The following is a 22,629-nucleotide window of genomic DNA, read 5'->3' on the forward strand; positions in this document are numbered from 1 at the left end:
ATATTATGAAGAGGAGTAAGGAAATGCAGAAGAGACTGACTCGAATCGGCAGAGTTTCGGGCTTCTTCGTTCTTTTCTTAGTGTGCGCGATGGTTTCTCTGGTGCATGCCGGTGAGCTCGGTGAGGTATCGAAGGCCGTTAAAGAGAAGAAAGCCCGATGGTCTGCTAAGGATACCGCTGTTTCGAAATTGAGACCCGAAGATCGGAAAAGGCGTCTCGGCGGGCGTGTGCCGGCGCCTACCGGACAGGAGAAAATAGTGGCCACTCCGTATAGTGCGCTCCCTGCCGCCCTCGATTGGAGGAATTACGGAGGCAGCAGCTATGTAACGCCGATCAAGGACCAGGGCGCCTGCGGGAGCTGCTGGGCATTCGCGACAACAGCGGCTCTTGAATCATCAACACTCATATCTAAAAATATGCCGGGTATCGATCTCGATCTCTCGGAACAAACAGCGCTCTCGTGCAGCGGCGCAGGTTCCTGCTACGGCGGCCTTATCGACAGCGCATCCGATTTCATCAGTAATATAGGACTGCCGTCCGAAGGCTGTTTCCCTTACCTCGCCATCGAGGGTGGCTGCGTGGGCGCCTGCTCCAACTGGCAGGGTGAGGCTTACAAGATTGATAATTGGTATAAAGTCGAGCCGACTGTCGATGCCGTCAAGCATGCCCTGTACAACTACGGCCCCCTGGTAACCCTCATAGCAGTACACACGGACTTTTTCTACTACAGCTCCGGCATATATACGCATAGCTGGGGGAGCTTCGAGGGATATCATGCAGCGGCAATTGTCGGATATAACGATGCGGAACAGTACTTCATTGTCAAAAGCAGCTGGGGCACTGACTGGGGAGAGTCAGGGTATTTCATGATCGCTTACAGCGAGGTGAATGGAGACTCTCTGCTCGGTCATTGGACCATTGCGTACGAGAATCCTGTTCCGGCCGACTTCCCGAGTCTTGACGGCATTCCGCGAGATACCGATAATTCGAACCCGGGGGGGTCGGGGAACGGACAGGAGAACAGTGTTACATCTGAAGACGCTGCTTTGCTCATAGGCGCCGTTCGTGACGAGAAAGGAGTTCCTCTTGCAGGCGCCGAGGTGAAGAGCGGGAACTATTCGTCGATTACCAATGTAAACGGGCAGTACCGTATCGGCAGCATCCCCGTCGGAAGCTATGTAGTAACAGTTCGCAAAACAGGATATGTAACACTGAGTGAAAACGTCATAATACCTTCAACCACGGCCATAACTAAAGATTTTACCCTTACGTTTTCTCCTGCTTCCGATAGCTCAAAAGACAAGGACCCTGACGGGAAAGAGGGCCCCAACAATCCAAAGAATGACACGGACAACCAGGATCAGGCTGTGGGTCCGGGATGGTTCAAATTTGAAGCGGATCCCGTGAGCCATGAGGAAGCAGAGGCATACTTTTCCAAGAGAAGGGCCGAGCGTCAGGCAAAATTGAACACAGTGCCCCTTGCCGCATCGGGGATATCCACGACAACCGAGATCCAGGAGCTCGCCCGTGCGCTCAAGTACGATCCTAAGCTGATCTACGATTATGTGCATAACTACATTGACTACATCCCTTACTTCGGATTCCATAAAGGAGCAACAGCTACGCTTCTCGACGGCAAGGGCAATGATTTCGATCAGGCATCCTTGATGGTAGCACTCTTAAGGGAGAGCGGCAGGCATAACAGCAGCATCGGTCCTGTTCAGTACGTCTACGGTAGAATGACGATCCCAGGCAGGGAGCTCGCCAGCTGGCTTGGAGTGGAGCAGGACACGAGGCCGATCAGCTTGGCGCTTCAATACGGCGGTATTCCATTCACTGTTATATCAACGTGGGGAAAAGATATCGGGACCTCGAGCGTAAGTCGTGTCTGGGTCAAAGCGACCGTCAACGGTACGGAGTACCTATTTGATCCGGCCTTTAAAACATACATTTATAAAAACAAGTCTGTCAATATCGGTGAGGCGATGGGATATGACCAGAGCGACTTTCTTGCCGTCGCGACAGCCGGGGCAACTGTGGGCAGCGATTACGTCCAGCACATGAACGAGGCAAACATCAGAAGCAAACTTGCGACATACTCCACGAATCTCTCCAACCATATACGTGCCCAGTACCCCAACAGCGAACTAAAAGAGATTATCGGCGGTCGCACCATTCTCAGGACAGAGTTGCAAAGCTATTCTTCGGCACTGCCTTTCACAACAACGGTCAGCGCTCTATGGGATGATATCCCTCTCGAGTACACCGCTCAGCTCAACATCAGGCATTTGGGCATTGATCATACATTTAACACACCGGACCTTAACGGCGGACGCCTTACTCTCACCTATTCGAACGGCTACCCGCAGATCCGTCTGGACGGAGTTGTCCAGGTAACGGGGTCGACATATGCCGAATCGGGATACTACAATGATTTCAAGGTCTACATCAATCACCCTTATGTTAAACCGTTTGCTACGTACGCTGATCAGACAGTAACGTTTAAAGCCATCAGCGGCAGCACCTATGCTGTTTTCTACTCTTTTGGCACGCTAGGCGATGGCCTTTTGCATAAGCGACAGCAGCAGCTCGAGAGCTCTCAGGCACAAGGACTGTCCGATTCTTCCGAGGCGGTCCTTGGGGAAACACTGAATGTCATGGGGCTCACCTGGATAAAAGAAGTCATGCTGACCAGCGATCTCTTATCCGAGCTGAACGATACCCTCTCTTTTTATCATCATATCATAGGGATGGTGGCGCAGGAGACCGGATATTATATTGATGTGCCCGCTGCATTCATAAACACGCGCCCTCGACATAATGCAGTGGACAACAGTTCCCTGCATTTTCATGCAATTGCTCTGATTTCGAGCGCCTATGAACATGGTATCCTGGAGCAGCTGATGGGCTCGGACAAACCGGGTCTGTCGACGATAAAGCTGCTCCAGATCGCCAATGCCACCGGCGAGAGAATATTCAAAGTGACGAGTGAAAACACCTACAGGATTGACCAGCTCAAGAACTACTCATCGGAAGACCGCAGCTACTATAAGTCCAAGGCGAATAGCGGGTATACGTTTATACTACCTGAAAATGGATCGCTCGGCCTGGACAGGTGGAAAGGAAAAGGCTACATATCATTATCTTCCGGCTCGATGGGCATGATTATCGGCGGTGAGTATTACGGAGGGTACTGCAGCGCAAGAACCCCTGTTCATATCCCTACGGTAACACGGAATGTCACTACCGCTCAGTGGAGCACTTCCAGTCCCAAAACGATAAACAAACAAGTCACTACCGCTCCGCCCCGACGCTCTAAAGACCCTGTCGATATGGCAAGCGGCGCCTTTCTCTATGATCATACGGATATCGATATCGGCGATGAGGCGCCCTTAGGGCTATCGCTTGTTCGCTCATATAACAGCAGCCAGTCTCTTCAGAAGAGGCCTGTCGGCTATGAGCGTCCTCTCGGCTACGGCTGGACCCATAGCTACGATATTTACCTGGTGCCGAGCAGCAACGCCGATCCCGGCTTGGGCAAACGCCAGGCAGTCGATGCCGCCTCTCTTATTGCGGCACTCTATGCAACTGCGGATATCATGAAGAGCAGGAACGATAAAACCGGCTGGGTGACGGCGTCCCTCACGAGCAAATGGGCTATAGATCAGCTGATCGATAATACAGTTACCGTCTATATGGGAAGCAAGACCCTGGTGTACGTACAACAAGCAGACGGGACCTTTTCTGCCCCCCCCGGAATTACCGCACAGCTGGTCAAGAACGGTGATGGAACCTACAATTTAAAGGAGCGGTTCGGAACGCGTATCGATTTTAATGCAAGCAAGAAAGTCAGTCGTTTAACTGATGGGGACGGCAATGCTATGACCTTTTCGTATGACGGCGGCAATAACCTGTCCAAAGTGATCGATGCTTTCGGCCGCAGTCTTAATTTCGAGTATTCCGGCAGCAGAATCGGCAGGGTCTATGACATGGATAAAAACTCGGCGTCGTACCGGTCAGTATACTATGGCTACGATGTCAATGGCGACCTCACCAGTTATACCGATCCGGAAGGCAAGATATGGCGATACGGGTATGCTAACCATCTCATGACCACGCTCATCAATCCGCTTGCTGTCACTACGGCAACAAATACCTACGATGCACTCGGAAGGGTAAAGACACAGGCCGTGCCCCGCCAGGGAGTGTCCAATGCTGTTTATAACTTCTACTTCTCGGGTTACCGGAGCGTTGAAGAGGACCCCGACGGAAACACCCTTGTCGACTATTACGATCACAAGGGAAGGACGATACTCCAGATCAACGAGCTCGGCCGCAGGACGTATAAGAGATATGACGGGCAGAACCATGTCACGGTTATAACTGATCCACGGTCGGGCAGCGCGAGGTTTCCTTTCATTTTTTCTGTCAGCTATCTTTACGACGGTAATCAAAACCTCGAGAAGGCGATAAACCCGCTCGGCTACACCGTTACCAATGTATATGACTCTCAGTTCAGGCTCACCGCTACCATAGATCCTCTTGAGCACACAACCCATTTTGAGTATGACGCCGAGCACCATCTTATCCAGACCAGGGACGCGCTCGGCAACACGGCAGGCTCGGCATACTATGCGAACGGGTTAAAGGAATCCGCTACCGATGCCCGCGCTATTATAACAGCCCTGACCTACGATACGTATGGAAATCCCCGGACGACAAAGACCGCTGCGCGTCCGGCAGTCACCTATACCTACGACTTCATCGGCAGGATGACGGAGCTCAGAGATCAGGTGGGCTCAAGCACAAGCTTCGTCTATGATAAGCGGGGATTGCTCAAGGAGAAGACCGATCCGCTCGGCAGGAAGACCCTTTTCGGCTACGATGATGCAGGCAGGCTTACTTCTATCACCGACCGGAACAGCGCCATAACGACGTTCGCATACACGGCGACTGACAAGGTGGAGCGTATCACCTATCATGACGGCTCGACCGTCACCTTAACCTATGATAAGCACGACCGGCTTGTCAGGATGTCCGACCCGACAGGCGCTGCGAGCTACTCCTATGATGCGGCCGGTCAGTTGACCTCTCACACCAACACCTATGGTTTTACGGTGAAGTACAAATATGATGAGGCGGGCAATCTCATAGAGCTTACCTATCCGGGCGATAAAAAGGTTTTATACTTCTATGATGTCTTGAACCACCTGGTGGCGGTGGTCAACTGGCTCGATCAGGTCGCCTCCTATACGTACGATGAGGCAGGGCGCGTTACTGCATTTACCGGTTTCAACGGAATCGAGACGGTCTACAGTTATGATGCTGCCAACCGGCTTACCGGCTTCAGCAGCCCGATAGCGCAATATCACTTCGCTCTTGACGGAAACGGCAACAGGGTGGAGACGGCAAAGATCGAGCCGCTGACGCCCCTGCTGGATAAGAGCCCGGTCATGTATGGGTACAACGATCCGAAGAGGAACCGTCTGCTTAGTGCAGGGGCAAACAGCTATGGGTATGACAATGAGGGGCAGCTGACCACCATCAACGGAGCTGCGGCAAACACCTTTGACCATGAGCATCGGCTAACCAGGGCCGGGACATCGCAGTACTTCTACGACGGCAGCGACAGCCGCCTCAGGGCGGTACGTAACGGAGTGGAGACGAGATACATCTATGATGCAGCAGGGAATCTGCTGGCGGAGGCGGATGGCAATAATGTCATCACGAGATATTATCTCCACGGCATGGGACTGATCGCCATGGTGGAGCCTTCGGCGCCGGCAGACAGGGTGTACTGCTACCACTTCGATGCGATCGGCAGCACGGTAGGGATGACGGATGAAAGCCAGACTATGGTGAACAGGTACGCCTATGACGAGTTCGGCACCGTTGCCAACCAGCAGGAGACAGTCTATCAGCCGTTCACGTTCGTGGGCCAGTTCGGAGTAATGACGGAGCCCAATGGCTACTACTATATGAGAGCACGGTACTATGATCCTCAAGTCGGGAGGTTCATAAGCGAAGACCCGATAGGATTCGACGGAGGTGACATAAACCTCTACCAATACGTCGGTGCGAACCCCGTGAACTTTACAGACCCTTCCGGTCTTCTCCCTAATGTTGATCCTAACAAACCGTTTGATAGGTTCAATCCGAATAACCTTAAGGACAACAGCAAGGCAATAAATGCATTAAAAAATACTCTCGATAAAATTAAGTTTGTAAATAAAGCAATAGAATGGACAGAGAAAACGATCCTGAAAGGAGCTGCTGCAAAGCTGCTTGGAGCAACGACCTATTTGGGGATACTTTTACACCCCGATGTTGCCAATGAGAATGAGGATGCAATGCTTCGGAACTATTACAATACGCACACTAATTCGAGATGTTCGAAATGAGCGTTGGGTATGTATTGATCGTTATATCGATTAATGTGCTTATCATCATACTTTGGGAGATGTATAAAAAAAGGAGAGGCTATAAAAAAGTAAAACAAGTTTCAGAAATTCATGATCTCATAGCAGAGGACAAATGTGAAGAAGCGCTGTCCATGCTCAAGAAAATAGAGAAGCACTGTCCTCCTGTAGCCTTTACAATGATGGGCGAGTGTTATTACAAAATGGGGGATAAGGGGAAGGCCCAAGAACTTTACATGAAGGCGTTATCTGTAGATAGCACAATGGATCAGGCGCATGTTGGACTTGCTCAGATAGAAATGGATAATAGCGACTATACCAAAGCTGAAAGCTCTTTGAAGAGAGCACTTGAGATCGACAGAAATAATTACATAGCCATGTATCACTTAGCTCACATATACAGCATTTGGGGGAAATATGCAGATACTGCCAAGCTTCTTGAGAGTGCCATAGAGAAGGGTCTTGTTCTTCGCGATGCTTATCTTATGCTGCGAGATTATTACGAATCAATTGGCGATCATGCTGCTGTAAAAAAGATGGATGAGAAAATAGAGCTTCTTGACCGAAGAGGGAATTAAATTAGGCCGGTTCCTTCCTCGCCTTCTTGGCAACGCCCATAGCATCGGCCTGAAAGGGACAGAGCCTATTAAAGCTCAGTTCTTCTTTGCCTTCTCGCTACCGAGGAAGGCATCGAGAAGAGACTGGCGGGGTCAAACCTTCAAAAGTCATTTAACAGCGACAAAAGTTGAGAGCAATAGAAAAGGCCCAAAAGGTAAATAAGTGCTTGAGGAAAAGAATAGTAAATGAATAATGAAGGTTTGACCCTGTGGTGTCACTTGACCCTGTGGTGTCACTAGCGGGCTTGATCGTTTGGATGAGAAAACGATGATTCTTTCCGAGCCCGTTAAAAGTGCGATTAAGGAACTTAGAACTAAAGAGAACGAGAAGTGATAAGGGCAGATAGAAAACTCAATCATAGAATGCGGAGGGTAGAGACAATGTCGTTAAAACTGTCCCCAACGGTTGTCGCAGGTCTCGTCATCGTAGCATTAAGCCTGGCGCTTGGCTTTGCCTCCCATGCGGAGGTCATCAAGTATGTTTACGATGACCTGAACTGCTTGATCCGTGTTGAGTACGGGGGGACGGCGATCGAATACATCTATGATGAGGTGGGGAACAGAACTCAGAAAGCCTCTTCCGATATTGTTCAATATGCCCTAACCGTTTCTAAAACGGGCACCGGAAAAGGGATTGTCACCACGTCCCCCGTCGCTGCGGGCATCAATTGCGGGACGGATTGTACCGAGAGGTTCAACCAGGGAACAGAAGTGACGCTTACTGTTGTGCCGGGTCCCGGCTCGGTGTTCCTCGGATGGTCAGGAGGAGGCTGCACCGGAGCCGGAAATTGCACCTTTGCACTGAATGCCGATACGAGCGTAACTGCTCTGCTGGACTATACAGCTCCTGAAGGTTCAGTAATAATCAATGAGGGTGCGGAGACGACCGATAATCCTGTGCTGCACCTGTCGCTTTCGGCCGCTGATCCTGACGGTGTTGCCGAGATGCAGCTGAGCAACGACGGGGCCAACTGGGCGGCTCCGGAGGCGTATGCAACGAGGCGGGACTGGGTGCTGAGCGCCATGTTTTTCGATGACTTTAGAACGGACAGTACGGGACAGTATGCAGTTGCCAATGGAGACGGCGCCGGAGGCATCTTCTTTCACGATCCGGAAGGGCAGAGGGGCCGGGCTGTGGTGGGTGAAGGAGAGAACTCAATGAACATATCACTCCCTCTTGCGCCTCTGAGCAGCGGCAGCTTCGGTATGGACTTCACGCCCACCGCCCGATATGGTGCTGCCGGTATGTTCTGGTTGTACCTGATGCAGGATGATAAAAACTACTACAGAATATACAATGCCGAGGGATATAACCCGGGTTACGTCGAAAAATACGTGAATGGCGTTCAGGTACAAAAGGTTTCCTTTACGAGAAACTATACGCAAGGCGGTACTTACCCGATCAAGGTTACCTATAGTCCCTCGCAGACGACGATATCGGCGTTTGGCCAGACTATCGTCCTGCAGGCGAACAATAGTATCATCACTGTCAAAAAAGCGAGGATCGGGCTGGGCAGGCAGGATGCCTATATAGACAACGTCCGTGCACTCGTCTCCGCTCCCGTCGGCACCAAGACAGTTTATGTACGCTACAAGGATACCTTAGAGAACTGGTCGGAGACTTACAATGATTCGATAGTGTACATCGACGTTACTGCTCCGGTGACGACGGTATCGCCGGTGCCGGGGGCATACACGACCCCGCAGACGGTACGGCTGACGTGCAGTGACGGGACCGGCTCGGGCTGCGACAATATCTACTATACCCTCGACGGCTCAGATCCTGCCGACCCGGCGTTAACGCCCCTGGTCTACAGCTCAAGCAGCCCGATCCCTGTGGACACGAGCACGACCATCCGGTACTTCTCGGTGGACAAGGCGGGCAATCGTGAACAGCCCTCAAAGATGGCAAGCTATGCCATAGACGGCCTGGCGCCGACCGGCTCCATAGTGATCAACGACGATGCCCCGGCGACGGATAACACCCTGGTACATCTGAGCCTTATGGCCAGCGATGCAACGGGCACCGGGGTGGCTCAGATGCAGTTGAGCAATGACGGGACCAACTGGTCGGCTCAGGAGGCCTATCAGGCGGTGAAGGACTGGAGGTTGTACGACACTATCCTTGACGACTTCAGTGCCGACACCACGGGACTGTACAGGGCCGTTGTCGATGCCGGTGAGGGCGGGGAGCTCGTTTATGACTGGCAGAACCAGAGGGGAGAGGTAGTCATCAGGGATGGTCAGAATGCGGTGGACATCATCCGCGACCTCGCCCCGGTGACCAGCGGTATGTTCAGCGTTGATTTCAAACCTGTTTTGCACTACGGCACTGCCGGGATGTTCTGGCTGAGACTGATCCAGGATGAGAGCACCTACTACAAGGTGTACAACTCCGATGTTTACACTGATGGGCGGGTGGAGAAGGTCATCAACGGAGCAGTGGTGGAGAAGATAAACTTCAATGCCAAGTATGTTCAGGGGACTACGTACCCGGTCACGGTAGCGTACAGCCCGGCAGAGACGACCGTCACGGCCTTCGGCAAGACGATCACCTTGAAGGTGAACAACACGGCAATCATGGTGAATAAGGTTGAGATGGGGTTCGGCAGGCAGCCCTCCTACATTGATAACATCAGGGCGATGGTGCCTCCGGCCAATGGGAATAAGACGGTTTATGTGAAGTACAAGGACGGGGCCGGTAATTGGTCGCCGGTGTACAACGACAGTATCGTACTGGATATCATCGACGTTACTGCTCCGGTGACGACGGTATCGCCGGTGCCGGGGGCATACACGACCCCGCAGACGGTACGGCTGACGTGCAGTGACGGGACCGGCTCGGGCTGTGACAATATCTACTATACCCTCGACGGCTCAGATCCTGCCGACCCGGCGTTAACGCCCCTGGTCTATAGCTCAAGCAGCCCGATCCCTGTGGATACGAACGCGACCATACGGTTTTTTTCAGTGGACAGGTTTGGCAATAGAGAAGTCCCAAACGAGGCGTACTATATCATCGATCCAACAGCTCCTTCGGGCTCAATAACGGTAACAGGAGACGGGACGACTGATATCGGAGTGGTGCGATTAAATCTCTCGGCCAGCGATAATAACGGCAGCGGCGTGGTGCAGATGCAGCTGAGCAATGACGGTTTCAGCTGGTCAGATCCGGAACCGTACACGCAGACAAAAGTATGGCTCCTGGGCGATACCATGCTCGACGACTTCATCACCGATACCACGGGACAGTACACGGCCATTGACTTGGATGGTACCGCAGGGGGGCAGTTCATCTACGACTGGCCGAACCAGAGAGCAGAAGTTGCGATTGTACCGGGAGAGAATATCATGGCGGTCTCACGGAGCCTGCCGGTATCTCCGGATGGAAGCTATAGTGTCGATTTTACACCTACAAGCCATTACGGCACTGCCGGGATGTTCTGGCTGGAGCTGATGCAGGATGATAACACCTACTACAAGGTGTACAACTCTGATGTGTATACTAACGGGCGGGTGGAGAAGATTGTAAACGGAATAGTGGTAGAAAGCGTTTCGTTCGGCACTAAGTATAGCTCAGGTGTTACTTACCCTATAAAGGTGACATATCATCCTGCGGTACTGATCGTAGAGGCCTTCGGGAAGACAATTACGTTAGGGAGCAATAAAGACAGCATTGCCGTAAGTAAAGTCAGTATGTCGTTCGGCAGGCAGAATGCCTATCTTGATAACCTTAAACTGATTGTACCTCCGGAAAACGGCAATAAAACGGTATCCATCAAATACAGGGACGGGGCCGGTAACTGGTCGGGCGTCATCAGTACAAATATCCTGCTTAGCAGAATCGATGCTGCTACCCCTGTGACCACAGCTGAACCGGAAAGGGGCTCGTACTCATCAGCGCAGGCGGTACGTCTGACGTGCAGTGACGGGGCCGGCTCGGGGTGCGACAATATCTACTATACAGTCGACGGGACAGATCCTGTGCCGACCTCATCCGTCTACATGCCCGATAATCCTATATCAGTTCCAGCAACGACAATAATCAAGTTTTATGCTGTTGACAAGAGGGGAAATGTGGAGAAAATCAGGACGGCAGAGTATGTCATTGATACCGCCGTACCGGGAGATCTGGTAGTCGACAACGGCAGTGCTGCTGCCGCCTATACCGGAACCTGGCTCGTATCGGGAAATATCGGTTACTACGGTAATAAGTCTCTTTCGAGTAACAGCAACGGATCAACCTATTCGTGGCAGCCTGTGATAGCGCGCCCCGGAATTTACGATGTGTTCATGTGGTGGACGGAGAATCCGACCAACTCAGATAATGCTCCGGTTGATATTGCAGACAGCCAGGGATTACACCGGGTCCGTATCAACCAGAGGATGAATGGCGGGAGATGGAACAAGCTCGGAACCTATATTTTTGATGCAGGGGGGAGTGCGTCAGTTACTCTTACTGCTGAAAGTTCCTATTACTATAATGCTGATGCCGTTAAGCTCGTATACAAGGGTGATCCGTTCGTGAGCATTTCCACCCCGGATAATTTTCATCTCCAAGGAACGGGTGACCTCACTGTTGAGGCTGTCGCGGGAGGACTGGCAGCAGGAGGAGTTAAATTCATCCTTGATATGAATACTCCAGGTGAGCAGGTTGTAATCGATACGGCAGCTCCCTACCGAGCGACTTTCTCCTCTCCGGCGAGAGGAGAGCATACCCTTGATGCCTTTGCGGTCGATAACGGGGGCAACGTTATAGCAGGGAGTTTTGTCCATGACAGACAAGAGCATATCGGTGTCGGTACTTATCTTGTCGCAGTGGGAGATAGTATTACCCATAGTTATCCAGGGGAGTACGATGATTATTCTCTTGATGACGTATCGAACGATCGTCGCAGTCGCAATGGAGGGTTTGAGCCTGTCCTGAGTGATATGCTCGCCAGCACGCGGGGTTATCCGCACGTTGTAGCGAATGAAGGGATAGGGGGCGCGAAGTCCCGCGACGGCGTATCATACATCTCCGGCGTCTTGTCAAAACATCCCCGTTCGGAATTCATACTGCTCATGTACGGAACGAATGACTCAAAAGCGGATGTTCCGAGCGGTCTCGGACACCGCTCAGGAACTGCGGGATACACGGGCTCGTACAAGGAGAATATGCAGCGCATAATAACTGCCGTTCTCAATGCAGGTAAAACGCCTATACTGGCGAAGCTCCCCCCTGTATACGGTGACTGTGCTGAGCCCGAGAACTGCGGTTCATATTCCGACCCCCATTATGAGCCCCGAAACGCCCTGATCAGAGAGTACAATCAGGTCATTGACGAGCTTGTACTGGAGAACCGGCTAATAATGGACGGACCCGACTTTTACCAGTATTTTTCTGCCTATCCCGAAGAGCTGTTCGATAACTATCATCCTAACGGAATGGGATATCGCTCGATGGCGAAACTATGGTTGAATGTTCTGGCAAGCGGACCGGCTGGTACTGTCCTCATCAATGAGGGCGCGGGCTCTACGAGAAGCGCCTCTGTCACGCTGTCACTTTCCTGCAGCGGGGCCAGCGGCTGCTCGCATATGAGCTTCAGCAACGATAATAATCAGTGGACTGCTCCGGAGGCGTATAATCAGGTAAAGACATGGACAGTAAGCGCAGGTGATGGCATCAAGACCGTCTATGCCAAGTTCAGTGATAATGCGGGCAACTGGTCTGGCGTCTATAGCGACACGATCACGCTCGATACGGCTGCACCGGTAACCACCGCAAGTATTGGGGAAGGGACGTACAGCGAGCCGCAGAGTATTGCGCTTACCGCGAATGAGGAGGCAGCGATTCACTACACGACTGACGGGAGTACGCCAACAACAAGTTCCGCTACGTATGCAAGTCAGATTTATATTGCAGAGACAACAACGCTCAAGTTTTTTGGTGTTGACAAGGCGGGTAATCACGAAGCAGTGAAAAGTATGGAGTATGTCATAGTGACTACGCCTCTACCGGACACGCAGGCCCCGAGCGTGCCGGCGGGGCTGACGGGGACAGCGGTATCGGCCTCTCAGGTTGATCTGAGTTGGAGTGCTTCGACCGATGATGTTGGAGTGGCAGGCTATCGAGTGTATCGCGACGGGAGTCAGGCCCCGATAGCTACGGTGACGGCGACTTCATACGCCGACACGGGGCTTACTCATTCAACAACGTATGCCTACCGGGTAGCGTCCTACGATGCGGCAAACAATGCTTCGGCACCATCGACGGAAGTCTTGGTAACGACCCAGGCCGGCAACCCCGGAGAAGATGTAAGTGTCATCAGACAAGATTGCACCGGGTACTCACCGAGCACGAGGTGCTTCCAGTCTCTTGCTGACTGGCAGGCCTACAAGGGGAACATAGACTTCACCGGTTGTGCGCAAGGGGACCTGACCTGCGTCAGCAAAATCGCCGTGGCACGCATCGAGGGGACCTGGACAAACCCTGATACGGCTCCTGTTGCCCTCGATGGCTGGATAACGAGTGCCCAATATCATATCAAGATCTACACGGCTCCTGAGTCGAGGCATCAGGGGAGGTGGGACAATACCAAATACCGGCTCGTGGTAAGCACTGCTCCTGCAACAGAGGGTATCATCGCTGTTGCTGAAGAGTATGTTCGGATTGAGGGACTGCAGATATTCATGAATTTCGACGGAAAGAACTATGCTGCAGGGGTTGATTTCTCCGATACCGCGTCAGGAGTCAAGGACCACCGGATCAGCCACTGTATCATCAAAGGCAATACAGGGACTATAGCAATCAACAAAAAAGGCATCAATGCCGCCGATGACGGGTACCTGAGAGCATGGAACAACATCATCTATGACATGAAGGGAAGCAACAGTTCCGGCATCCAAACAAAAGGAATAAGCTACATCTATAACAATACCGTCCATAACTGCACCCTGGGATTTTATGTGCGTACGGGTACAGGTACGGTCAGTAAGAACTCAATAGCACAGGACTGTACGGATGGGTTCTATGGAACTTTCAGCGCCTCTTCAGTGTACAATATCTCCAATCTGGCCTCTGATGCTCCAGGGGTCGGTTCCAAGAACTCGACGGTGGTGACCTTTGCAGATAAGGCAGGAGATGATTTCCACCTGGCAAGCTCGGATACCGCAGCCAGAGGTGCCGGAGTGAACCCCTCTGATGTGAACCTGGAGGTCACCGATGATATCGACGGCACCCTTCGTCCTCAAGGCACCGGGTGGGATATAGGCGCCGACGAGCGATAAAGAGCGAGCTGTCGCTATTCCTGCTGCAGGGCGGTGAGCCTTTCTTCGAACTCTTTCGACCGGGCCTCGAGCTCGCCGGTCTTTCGGGCCAGCTCCTCGAAGAGCGCATCGATGCTCGCTCTCGCCTCATGGAGCGACTTGGAGAGCAAACGGATCGCCTCGCCGTTGCCGTTGACCGAGGCGTCGAGGAGCGCTGCGGTATCGTGCTCTATCCGTCCTTCGAGCTCCACGATCGTATCTTCGATCTCGGAGATCCTCTTCTGGAGCGCCCCGAGCGTCCGTGAGCGCTCGGCTACCAGCTCGGCCTTGAGGCGGCGCATATCTTTGCGGAGAACGCTTTTCGAAGCTCCGTTGTTTTTTCCATCACTCTTCTCATCACTCTTTTGGGGCTCGCTCCTCTTTTCCGCCTCTTCGCTCTTCCACCCGACGCGGTCGAGGAAGTCCTGGTAGGCGCCCTCGAAGACCTGTACGGCGCCGTCGTCGAACACGATGAGCCGGGTTGCGAGCGCATGGAGGATCATCTCGCTATGGGTGACGATGACCACGGCGCCGTCGAAGGCGTCGATCGCCTCGATGAGGGAGTCGATCGAATCCATGTCGAGGTGGTTGGTCGGCTCGTCGAGGAGGAGCAGGTTGGCCGGGCTGACGAGCAGTTTGCCGAGCAGCACGCGGCTCCGCTCGCCGCCGGAGAGCACCGCGACCTTCTTGAGCGCGTTGTCGCCCTCGAACATCATGATGCCGCAGATCGTCCGGGCCGCTCTGCGGTTATGTTCGGGCATCACGTCGAGGATTTCCTCCTCCACGGTCTGTTCGGGCTTCAGCCGCTGTATGTTGGTCTGTCCGAAATAGGCGAGCTTGAGCTGCTGATGGGGTATGAGAGCGCCCTGCTGCGGGATCAGCTCGCCGGCAAGGAGATTGAGCAGCGTTGTCTTTCCCTTGCCGTTCTTCCCGATCACGGCGATACGGTCGTTTTTGCCTATGGCGATGTCCAGTCCTTCGATGAGGGGAGCTCCGCCGGGGGCAAAGGAAAAGGAGATATCTCTCGCCTCGAGGAGCCACTTCCCGGTGAACGGAGCGGCATTGAACGAGAAGTCGAGGTTCTTCATATCCGCGAGCTTCTCGCGCCGGTCCATCTTTTCGAGGGCCTTTATCTTCGACTGCACCGCCCGCGCCTTCGTCGCCTTGGCCCTGAAGCGGGTGATGAACTGTTCCACTTCCGCGCGCCGCTTTTCGTCGTTGATGCGGGTCTTTTCGTAGACCTCTTCCTCCATGAGGAGCTGGTCGTAGAGCTTCTGCGTCGGCCCGGCCACCTTCCGTATTTTGCAGCGGTGGATTCCCATGGTGTGGGTCGTGACCCGGTCCATGAGGTCGCGGTCGTGGGTGATGAGGATCAACTCGTTCTTCCAGTTCCTGAGGAACCGTACGAGCCACCGGATCGAGACGATATCGAGGTAGTTCGTCGGCTCGTCGAGCAGCAGGAGGTTCGGTTCGGAGACGAGGAGCTTCCCGAGATTCAGGCGTATCTGGTACCCTCCCGAGAGCTCCGCCGGAGGGCGGTCGAAATCCCCGGGCGTAAAGCCGAGGCCGAGCAGGATCGACTTGACCTTGTAGGACTCGTCGCGCCCGTCTTCCGAGGGACCGAGGCCGAGGCAGCCCTCCTGGAGCACCGTATCCCGGGTAAAGTGGAGATGCTGCGAGAGGTGCCCTATCGAATAGCCGCTGGGAATGCCGATCGTCCCTGCATCGGGGCTCTCCTCTCCCAGGATCAGCCGGAAGAGCGTCGTCTTGCCGTGTCCGTTGCGGCCCACCAGCCCGACCCGCTCCCCGGCATTGATCGTGAAGCCGACATCGTCGAAGATAACCTGCCGGCCATAGGCCTTTCGTAGAGCGCTTACCTGGATCATGATGCGTACTTCACTATTATACTACGCCGTCCGCTACTTCCGCTCCAGGTTGTTCAGCATCCGTTCCGTCTCCCTTTCGAGCATGTACAGCTGCGTATCGAGGTCCCGCTCTCCCTGCGGGGGCATGCCGTCCCGCTCCAGCCTCGACTTCCGGTACCTGAGGGCCTCCAGCTTTGTCCTGAGCCGGGATAGTTCGTTTCCGGTCAGCTCGCCGGTGATCCTGCCCCGTTCGATACGGTTCTCGAGCTGGCCGAGTCTCGTCGTCACATCTTTCCGGAGCATCGGCTGCTCGGCGCTGGCGTATTCTAATGAGAGGAGCGAGAGCAGAACCGCGACAGCTAAAAGCAGGCGCATATCAGCCTCCTTGCACGAGGGCGTGCCGTATGTTTCTGCAGACGGTCTCCGCCTCTTCCGGCGTATAGGATTCGATCGGCCCTGTCCCCCATACCGGTCCCGGCCAGGAGCGGTCGGTGGAAAACCGCCCTATGATATGGATATGGAGCTGCGGAACCAGGTTGCCCAGCGCTCCCAGGTTGATTTTATCGGGCGAGAAGAGGCGCTGCACCACCCGCGAGGCGAGGGCTATCTCCTCGATGAGCAGCGCGCGGTCCGCCTCGTGGAGCTCATGAATCTCGCGCACCCTCTCCCGCTCGGGGACGAGAATGAGCCAGGGGAGCGAGCGGTCGTTCATCAGGAGCACCTGTGTCAGCTGCAGCCGCGATACGGGGAGCGTGTCTTCTCTGAGGCGCGGATGAAGGGCGAACATTACATCACCTCCTTAACCGATCATACACGATCCGGCATACAGCGTCCACTATAATGAGCGGGGGAGGGGGCGGCGGTAAACAATCCCTACCGGCAGACGGCGGTAAGCTCTTCGAACTCTCTGGGGGGGAGCGGCTCGCTGAAGAGGAACCCCTGCATCTCGTCGCAGTTGCTCGAGTGGAGGAACGAGAGCTGCGCCTCGGTCTCGACCCCTTCGGCGATGACCCTCATCTTGAGGTTGTGCGCCAGGCCGATCACGGCGTTGACGATCGCCTCATAGTCGGGATCGACGGTGAGGCCGCTGATAAAGGATTTGTCGATCTTGAGCTTCTGTATCGGCAGTTTTTTGAGATAACTGAGCGAGGAATACCCGGTGCCGAAGTCGTCGATGGCGACTTTCACCCCCATCCCGTTCAGCCTGACGAGGTTGGGCACCGTTATGTCGAGATTCTGCATCGCCGTGCTCTCGGTGATCTCGAGCTCGAGCCACCGGGGATCGAGACCGGTCTCGCGCAGTATCCGGTCTACGATATCCGCGAGCTCCGGCTGCTGGAACTGCCGGGCCGAGAGGTTTACGGTCACGCAGAGGGAGGGAAGCCCCGCCCTCTGCCAGAGCACATTCTGTTCGCAGGCGGTCTTGAGCACCCATTCGCCGATCGGCACGATGAGGCCGGTCTCTTCGGCGATGGGGATGAAGTGAGCCGGGCTCAGCAGGCCGAGGTCGGGATGGTTCCAGCGGATCAGGGCCTCGGCGCAGACGATCCGGCGGCTGTCGATGCGCACCTGCGGCTGGTAGAAGAGCGTCAGCTCCCCCCGTTCGAGGGTATGGCGCAGGCTGTTTTCGAGGATGATCCGTTCGAGGATCCTGACGTTCATCGAGGGGTTGTAGAACTGGTAGTTGTTCCTCCCCTGTCCCTTGGCGTGGTACATGGCGATATCGGCGTTCTTGAGGAGGGTCTCTTCGTCGTTCCCGTCGGCGGGATAGAGGCTTATGCCGATGCTCGCGGTGATGTGCAGCACGTGGTCGTCGACCGTAAAGGGCTGCTGGAACTCGGCCAGGAGCTTGCGCACGATCTTGACCACGTCGGCCTCGCTCATCACCTGCGGCAGGAGGATGGTGTATTCGTCCCCGCCGATGCGCGCCACCGTATCGCCCTGACGGAGGACGCTGTTCATGCGATAGGCGACCGCCTGGAGGAGCCGGTCGCCTATCACGTGGCCCAGGGAGTCGTTGATCGCCTTGAACCGGTCGAGGTCCAGGAACATCACGGCGAGCATATAGCTGTTCCGCCGCGCTTGCGTGAGCGCCAGTTTCAGGTGGTCGAGGAAGAGCATCCGGTTGGGGAGGTCGGTGAGGATATCGTGGTACGCCTGCCGCCACATGGCGTCTTCCATGCGCTTCCGCTCGCTGATGTCCTGCCCCACGACGAGCACGCCCGTAACCGCTCCGTCGCGGTTGAGTATGGCCTTGGTGGTCCACGAGACCCACGAGCGCTCGCCGCTCTTCCTCATCGTCTCGCTCTCGCTGCGGTGGTATTCCCGGGGATTCGCGAGCGCCGTATCGACCATCGCCGCGATGTCCCGGGTGGCCATATCCGAGTAGGGGGCCAGGGTCTCGACGAGCGTCTTGCCGGCGACTTCGTTTTCGGCGTATCCGTAAAAGGTCTGGGCGAACTCGTTGAAGAAGGTGATCCTGCCCTGCCGGTCGACCTTGATGATGATGCTGCTGGCGTTCTGGACGAGCTCCCGGTACTTCTCCTCGCTCTCCCTGATGGCCTGTTCGGCCCTTTTGCGTTCGGCAATATCCCTGAAGGTCACGACAGCGCCGGTGACGCGGCCGTGCTCGATGAGCGGCATGCTGGTATATTCGACGGGAAAGACGGCGCCGTCTTTCCTGACGAACACGTCATCGCTGGAGGTCTGGGGCGTCCCCTCCCGTATGGTCTTATAGATGATGCACTCGCGTTCGGCATAGGGACTGCCGTCGGGCCGCAGGCCGTGGCAGAGGGGATGGCTATGCCTGCCGATGAGCTCATCGACCTCATAGCCGAGCATTCTTGCAGCCGCCGTATTGACGAAGGTAAAGTTTCCCCCGGTATCGACCCCGAATATCCCTTCTGCCGCGGACTCGAGGATCAGCGCGTTCTGGGTGCTGATCCGCTCGAGCTCCCTTTGTACCCGCTTGCGCTCGAGGGCGTAGCGTATCGACCGGACGAGCAGCTCGCTCTCGACATGCCCCTTGACGAGGTAGTCCTGCGCGCTCATCTGTACGGCCTTTACCGCAAGCTCTTCGTCGGCGAGGCCGGTGAGAATGATGACCGGAATGTCGGGCCACCGTTCATGGATCGTTGCGAGGGACCCGAATCCCCGGCTGTCCGGGAGGCCGAGATCGAGCAGGACGAGATCGAATTCCCCTCCGGCCAGCAGGTCCATGCCCGCGGCGAGACTGCCTGCGGAGACGGTCTCGAAAGCGGTGGTCCTCGACTCCGACAGGAGCTCGCGGATGAGCCGGGCGTCGCCGGGATTGTCTTCTATGAGCACGATGCGCAGATGTTCCACTGCCGTTCCTCTACTGCTCCTTCGGGGGCAGCTTTACTATGGAGAACCAGAAGTTTTCTATCGACTTCACCACTTTGATGAACTGGTCGAGATCGACCGGTTTGGTGATGTAGCAGTTTGCATGGAGATTGTAGCTCCTGAGGATGTCCTCCTCGGCCTTCGAGGTCGTCACGACCACTACCGGGATATGCTTCAGGGCCGGGTCCTCCTTGATCTCGGAGAGCACCTCCCGTCCGTCCTTCTTCGGGAGGTTCAGGTCGAGCAGGATGACATCGGGCTGCGGCGCGCTGCTGAACCTCCCCTCCCGCCGGAGAAAGGACATCGCCTCCTCGCCGTCGGTGGCGATCGTGAGGTGGTTGACCACCTTTGCTTCTTTGAGGGCCTCCTGCATCAGGCGTACGTCGCCGGGGTTGTCCTCGACCAGGAGGACCTCGATCATCCGCGCGTTATCGTTGTTTGCCATGACGGGTTGCGTGCCTCCTCGGGAATAGCCGGGATAGTGAAATAAAAAGAGGCGCCTTTGCCGGGCTGCGACTCCACCCAGATGCGGCCTCCGTGCCGCTCCACGATCTTCTTGCTGATGGCGAGGCCGATCCCGGTGCCCGGGTAGTCGCCGCTGCCGTGCAGGCGCTGGAATATGACGAAGATGCGGTCGAAATGGCGGGGATCGATGCCGATCCCGTTGTCGTGGACGCCGATGCGCCATTCACCGCCGCTCCGCTCCGCCGTGATGCGAATGCGCGGCGGAGCAGCGCCGCGGAACTTTATGCCGTTGCCGATCAGGTTCTGGAAGAGCTGCACCATCTGGGTCTCGTCCGCCATGACGACCGGCAGGGTATCGTGCGTAATCGCCGCCCCGCTCTCTTCTATGGCGGCCTTCAGATTGCTCTCCGCCTGACCGAGCACACTGTTCAGGTCCGTGGGGGCCAATGGCTTTCCGCGGGTGCCGACCCGTGAGTAGGCCAGGAGATCGTTGATCAGCCGCTGCATGCGCGCGGCGCCGTCGACGGCGTACGCGATGAACTCATCGGCATCCCGGTCGAGCCTGTCCCGGTACCGGCGCTCGAGGAGCTGGACGTAACTCGCCACCATGCGCAGGGGCTCCTGGAGGTCGTGCGACGCCACATAGGCGAACTGCTCGAGCTCTTTGTTGGAGCGCTCCAGGTCCGCGAGCGTCTCCTTGAGCCGTTCCTCCGTGCTCTTGCGCGCCGCCACCTCACGGGCGAGCTCGTCTCTCGATACGGTCGTCGTCTCGAGCTTCGCGGTCATGGCGTCAAAGGCTTTTGCGAGCTCCCCGATCTCGTCGTCAGCCTGCATGCCGATGCGGTAGTCGAGGTCCCCCGAGCCGATGATCTCGGTGCCGCTGCGGAGGCGCTCGATCGACCGTGAGATCGTCCTGCTCATATATGACGAAGTAGCGGCGACCACCAGGGCGAGGAGCACGGTGAACAGGAAGGTGAGAAGGTACGCCCTCTGCTGGGTGGTCTCCAGGGAGGCGGTGCTCATGAGCGCCAGCCTGCGGGCGTCCGAGCTGACCGCCCTCGACCGGAGCACCAGCTGGTCCGCGAGACGCTCCTGGAGCGGCGCTCGCACGGCCCGGCTGCCGCTCCCCGGGCGCGCCTCGTAGCTCGCGACGAGGCGGGAGAAGAGCTCTCCCATCGCCGTGAGGTTATCGCGGATACGGTCAAACAGGGCGCGGGATTCCCGGTCGCTGAAGCCGATCCTTTCGAGCGTTTTGGTGAGAGAGCTGTATTTCATACGCCACTGCAGTTTCGGCCGTTCCTCGTGGTGCAGCAGGTAGTACAAGGTCAACGCATTCAGCTCCGAGACGTCGAGGACTATCTCTTCCGCGACCTCGCCCCTCTTCAGCGCTTCGTCCGTCCGGATAAAGGCGTAGGTGATGATCACTCCTATGACGAGCGCTATGCCGAGGGGCAGGAGCGTCGTGATCTTCAGCCGTGTGCTGATCCTCATGGCATGCCTATTCGTGGATAAGCGTCACCGCCTCCGGCGCCACTGTCGTCAGCGCTTCCGCGTGCATGAAGGTCAGGAAGTTCGGCATCTCCGCCTCGGGGCAGCATCCGGCCAGGGCCCAGCGGGCCTGCTCCTCGAGCGAAAGGAGCAGGGTCTGGCTCAAGCTCAGGTTGAACGTATAGGCGTTCCATTGCCTCGCGAGTATGCGGAGGTCGGTGCCGGCGGCGGACGCAGTAATCTTCCGCGCTTCCTCTCCGTTCGCCGCAATGAGCTCTTCCGCCCTGCTGAGGGCGTGGAGTATCTTTCTGACCGTCCCGGGACTCCGCGCAACGAGCTCCTGCCGCGAGACGACATTCCAGCTCATGACATAAAGAGCCTTGCTGTGGAACACCAGGGCTTTGTCGCCCAACTTTTCTTCGAGAACGCTGACGTGCGGTTCCCAGATGGATACGGCATCCACCTCTCCCCGAAGCAGCGCCCCGGGTATCTGATCGGCTCCTATATCGACCGTCCTGACCTCCCTGCTGCTCATCTCGTTGAAGAGCAGGAAGGAATAGAGGAAAAACTCGTTATTGGTGCCTGAGGTCACCCCGATCCTCTTCCCCCTGAGGTCTTCCGGAGCGTGGATGCCCCGGTCCTTGCGCGCGACGATCTTGGTGCTGCTGTCGGTCTCGGCAATGGTGGCGATAACCGACACCGCTGCCCCCTGCAGGACGGCGTAGACGACCGGCGTCTCCGCAGTGACGCCGAACGCCGCCGTGCCGGCGATCACCGCGGTGAGCGCCTCTTTCCCCGATGAATAGGCGGCGAGGGTGACGTTCAGCCCCTCGTCCCTGAAGTAGCCTTTCTCCGCCGCAACGTATACCGGTGCGGAGAGCGGCAAGGGCACGACCGCGAACGTTACCTGTTCCCGGGCTGCGCCGCCCGGCCTGCGGGAGCCCTGGTCGCACCCTGCAAGGAAAGCGGCGCCCAGGAGCAGAGCGGCAATGATGCGTGCTGTCCTAAGCGGCCGTCGCATACCTGTTCTCCCGTATCGTCGAGCCGGCCCTGACTGCCGAAGGGGAAAATAAAAGAAAGTATTACAACGAGATGAAGAGAGCGTGTTATCTTAATTGTACTCCA

The 22,629-nt window shown here is 55.8% G+C and carries 10 protein-coding genes; 3 read left to right on the forward strand and 7 right to left on the reverse strand.

The window, feature by feature from the left end:
• The first annotated feature begins 23 nt into the window (after positions 1-23).
• The 3 genes from AB1805_00660 to AB1805_00670 all read left to right on the forward strand — a co-directional run bounded on the left by AB1805_00660 (position 24) and on the right by AB1805_00670 (position 14,305).
• A complete protein-coding gene (locus tag AB1805_00660) occupies positions 24-6,401 on the forward strand; it encodes a C1 family peptidase (protein MEW5743936.1) in 6,378 nt (2,125 codons plus the stop codon).
• On the forward strand, positions 6,398-6,997 hold the full coding sequence (locus AB1805_00665) for a tetratricopeptide repeat protein (GenBank protein ID MEW5743937.1): 600 nt from the start codon (positions 6,398-6,400) through the stop codon (positions 6,995-6,997). Before AB1805_00660 ends, AB1805_00665 begins: the two co-directional genes overlap by 4 nt.
• 420 nt (positions 6,998-7,417) lie before the next feature.
• A complete protein-coding gene (locus AB1805_00670) occupies positions 7,418-14,305 on the forward strand; it encodes a chitobiase/beta-hexosaminidase C-terminal domain-containing protein (protein MEW5743938.1) in 6,888 nt (2,295 codons plus the stop codon).
• 14 nt (positions 14,306-14,319) lie between these two features.
• On the opposite strand, the gene AB1805_00675 is transcribed toward AB1805_00670, so the two are convergent.
• From AB1805_00675 to AB1805_00705, 7 genes are all read right to left on the reverse strand, one after another.
• Positions 14,320-16,209 (reverse strand): ATP-binding cassette domain-containing protein, encoded by a 1,890-nt coding sequence (locus AB1805_00675; protein ID MEW5743939.1) that lies wholly within the window; start codon positions 16,207-16,209, stop codon positions 14,320-14,322.
• A 33-nt stretch (positions 16,210-16,242) separates the two neighbouring features.
• On the reverse strand, positions 16,243-16,563 hold the full coding sequence (locus tag AB1805_00680; GenBank protein ID MEW5743940.1) for a hypothetical protein: 321 nt from the start codon (positions 16,561-16,563) through the stop codon (positions 16,243-16,245).
• Between the two features lies 1 nt (position 16,564).
• Complete coding sequence (locus AB1805_00685) at positions 16,565-16,975, reverse strand: HIT family protein (GenBank protein MEW5743941.1); 411 nt, start codon at positions 16,973-16,975, stop codon at positions 16,565-16,567.
• A gap of 86 nt (positions 16,976-17,061) precedes the next feature.
• On the reverse strand, positions 17,062-19,533 hold the full coding sequence (locus tag AB1805_00690) for an EAL domain-containing protein (GenBank protein ID MEW5743942.1): 2,472 nt from the start codon (positions 19,531-19,533) through the stop codon (positions 17,062-17,064).
• Between the two features lie 10 nt (positions 19,534-19,543).
• Positions 19,544-19,996 carry a response regulator gene (locus AB1805_00695; GenBank protein MEW5743943.1) on the reverse strand — a complete coding sequence of 151 codons (453 nt, stop codon included), beginning with the start codon at positions 19,994-19,996 and terminating at the stop codon, positions 19,544-19,546.
• Entirely contained in the window at positions 19,969-21,507 is a 1,539-nt protein-coding gene (locus AB1805_00700) for an ATP-binding protein (protein ID MEW5743944.1), read from the reverse strand. Before AB1805_00700 ends, AB1805_00695 begins: the two co-directional genes overlap by 28 nt.
• Positions 21,508-21,514: 7 nt before the next feature.
• Complete coding sequence (locus AB1805_00705; protein MEW5743945.1) at positions 21,515-22,525, reverse strand: ABC transporter substrate-binding protein; 1,011 nt, start codon at positions 22,523-22,525, stop codon at positions 21,515-21,517.
• Positions 22,526-22,629: the final 104 nt, after the last annotated feature.

The sequence above is a fragment of the Nitrospirota bacterium genome (genome assembly GCA_040752355.1).
Taxonomy (GTDB): Bacteria; Nitrospirota; Thermodesulfovibrionia; order Thermodesulfovibrionales; family Dissulfurispiraceae; genus JBFMCP01.

Bases quoted from the DNA above. Each gene is read 5' to 3' on its own strand.
- AB1805_00660 (MEW5743936.1), top strand. From the start codon at position 24: ATGCAGAAGAGACTGACTCGAATCGGCAGAGTTTCGGGCTTCTTCGTT.
- AB1805_00665 (MEW5743937.1), top strand. From the start codon at position 6,398: ATGAGCGTTGGGTATGTATTGATCGTTATATCGATTAATGTGCTTATC.
- AB1805_00670 (MEW5743938.1), top strand. From the start codon at position 7,418: ATGTCGTTAAAACTGTCCCCAACGGTTGTCGCAGGTCTCGTCATCGTA.
- AB1805_00675 (MEW5743939.1), bottom strand. From the start codon at position 16,209: ATGATCCAGGTAAGCGCTCTACGAAAGGCCTATGGCCGGCAGGTTATC.
- AB1805_00680 (MEW5743940.1), bottom strand. From the start codon at position 16,563: ATGCGCCTGCTTTTAGCTGTCGCGGTTCTGCTCTCGCTCCTCTCATTA.
- AB1805_00685 (MEW5743941.1), bottom strand. From the start codon at position 16,975: ATGTTCGCCCTTCATCCGCGCCTCAGAGAAGACACGCTCCCCGTATCG.
- AB1805_00695 (MEW5743943.1), bottom strand. From the start codon at position 19,996: ATGGCAAACAACGATAACGCGCGGATGATCGAGGTCCTCCTGGTCGAG.
- AB1805_00700 (MEW5743944.1), bottom strand. From the start codon at position 21,507: ATGAGGATCAGCACACGGCTGAAGATCACGACGCTCCTGCCCCTCGGC.
- AB1805_00705 (MEW5743945.1), bottom strand. From the start codon at position 22,525: ATGCGACGGCCGCTTAGGACAGCACGCATCATTGCCGCTCTGCTCCTG.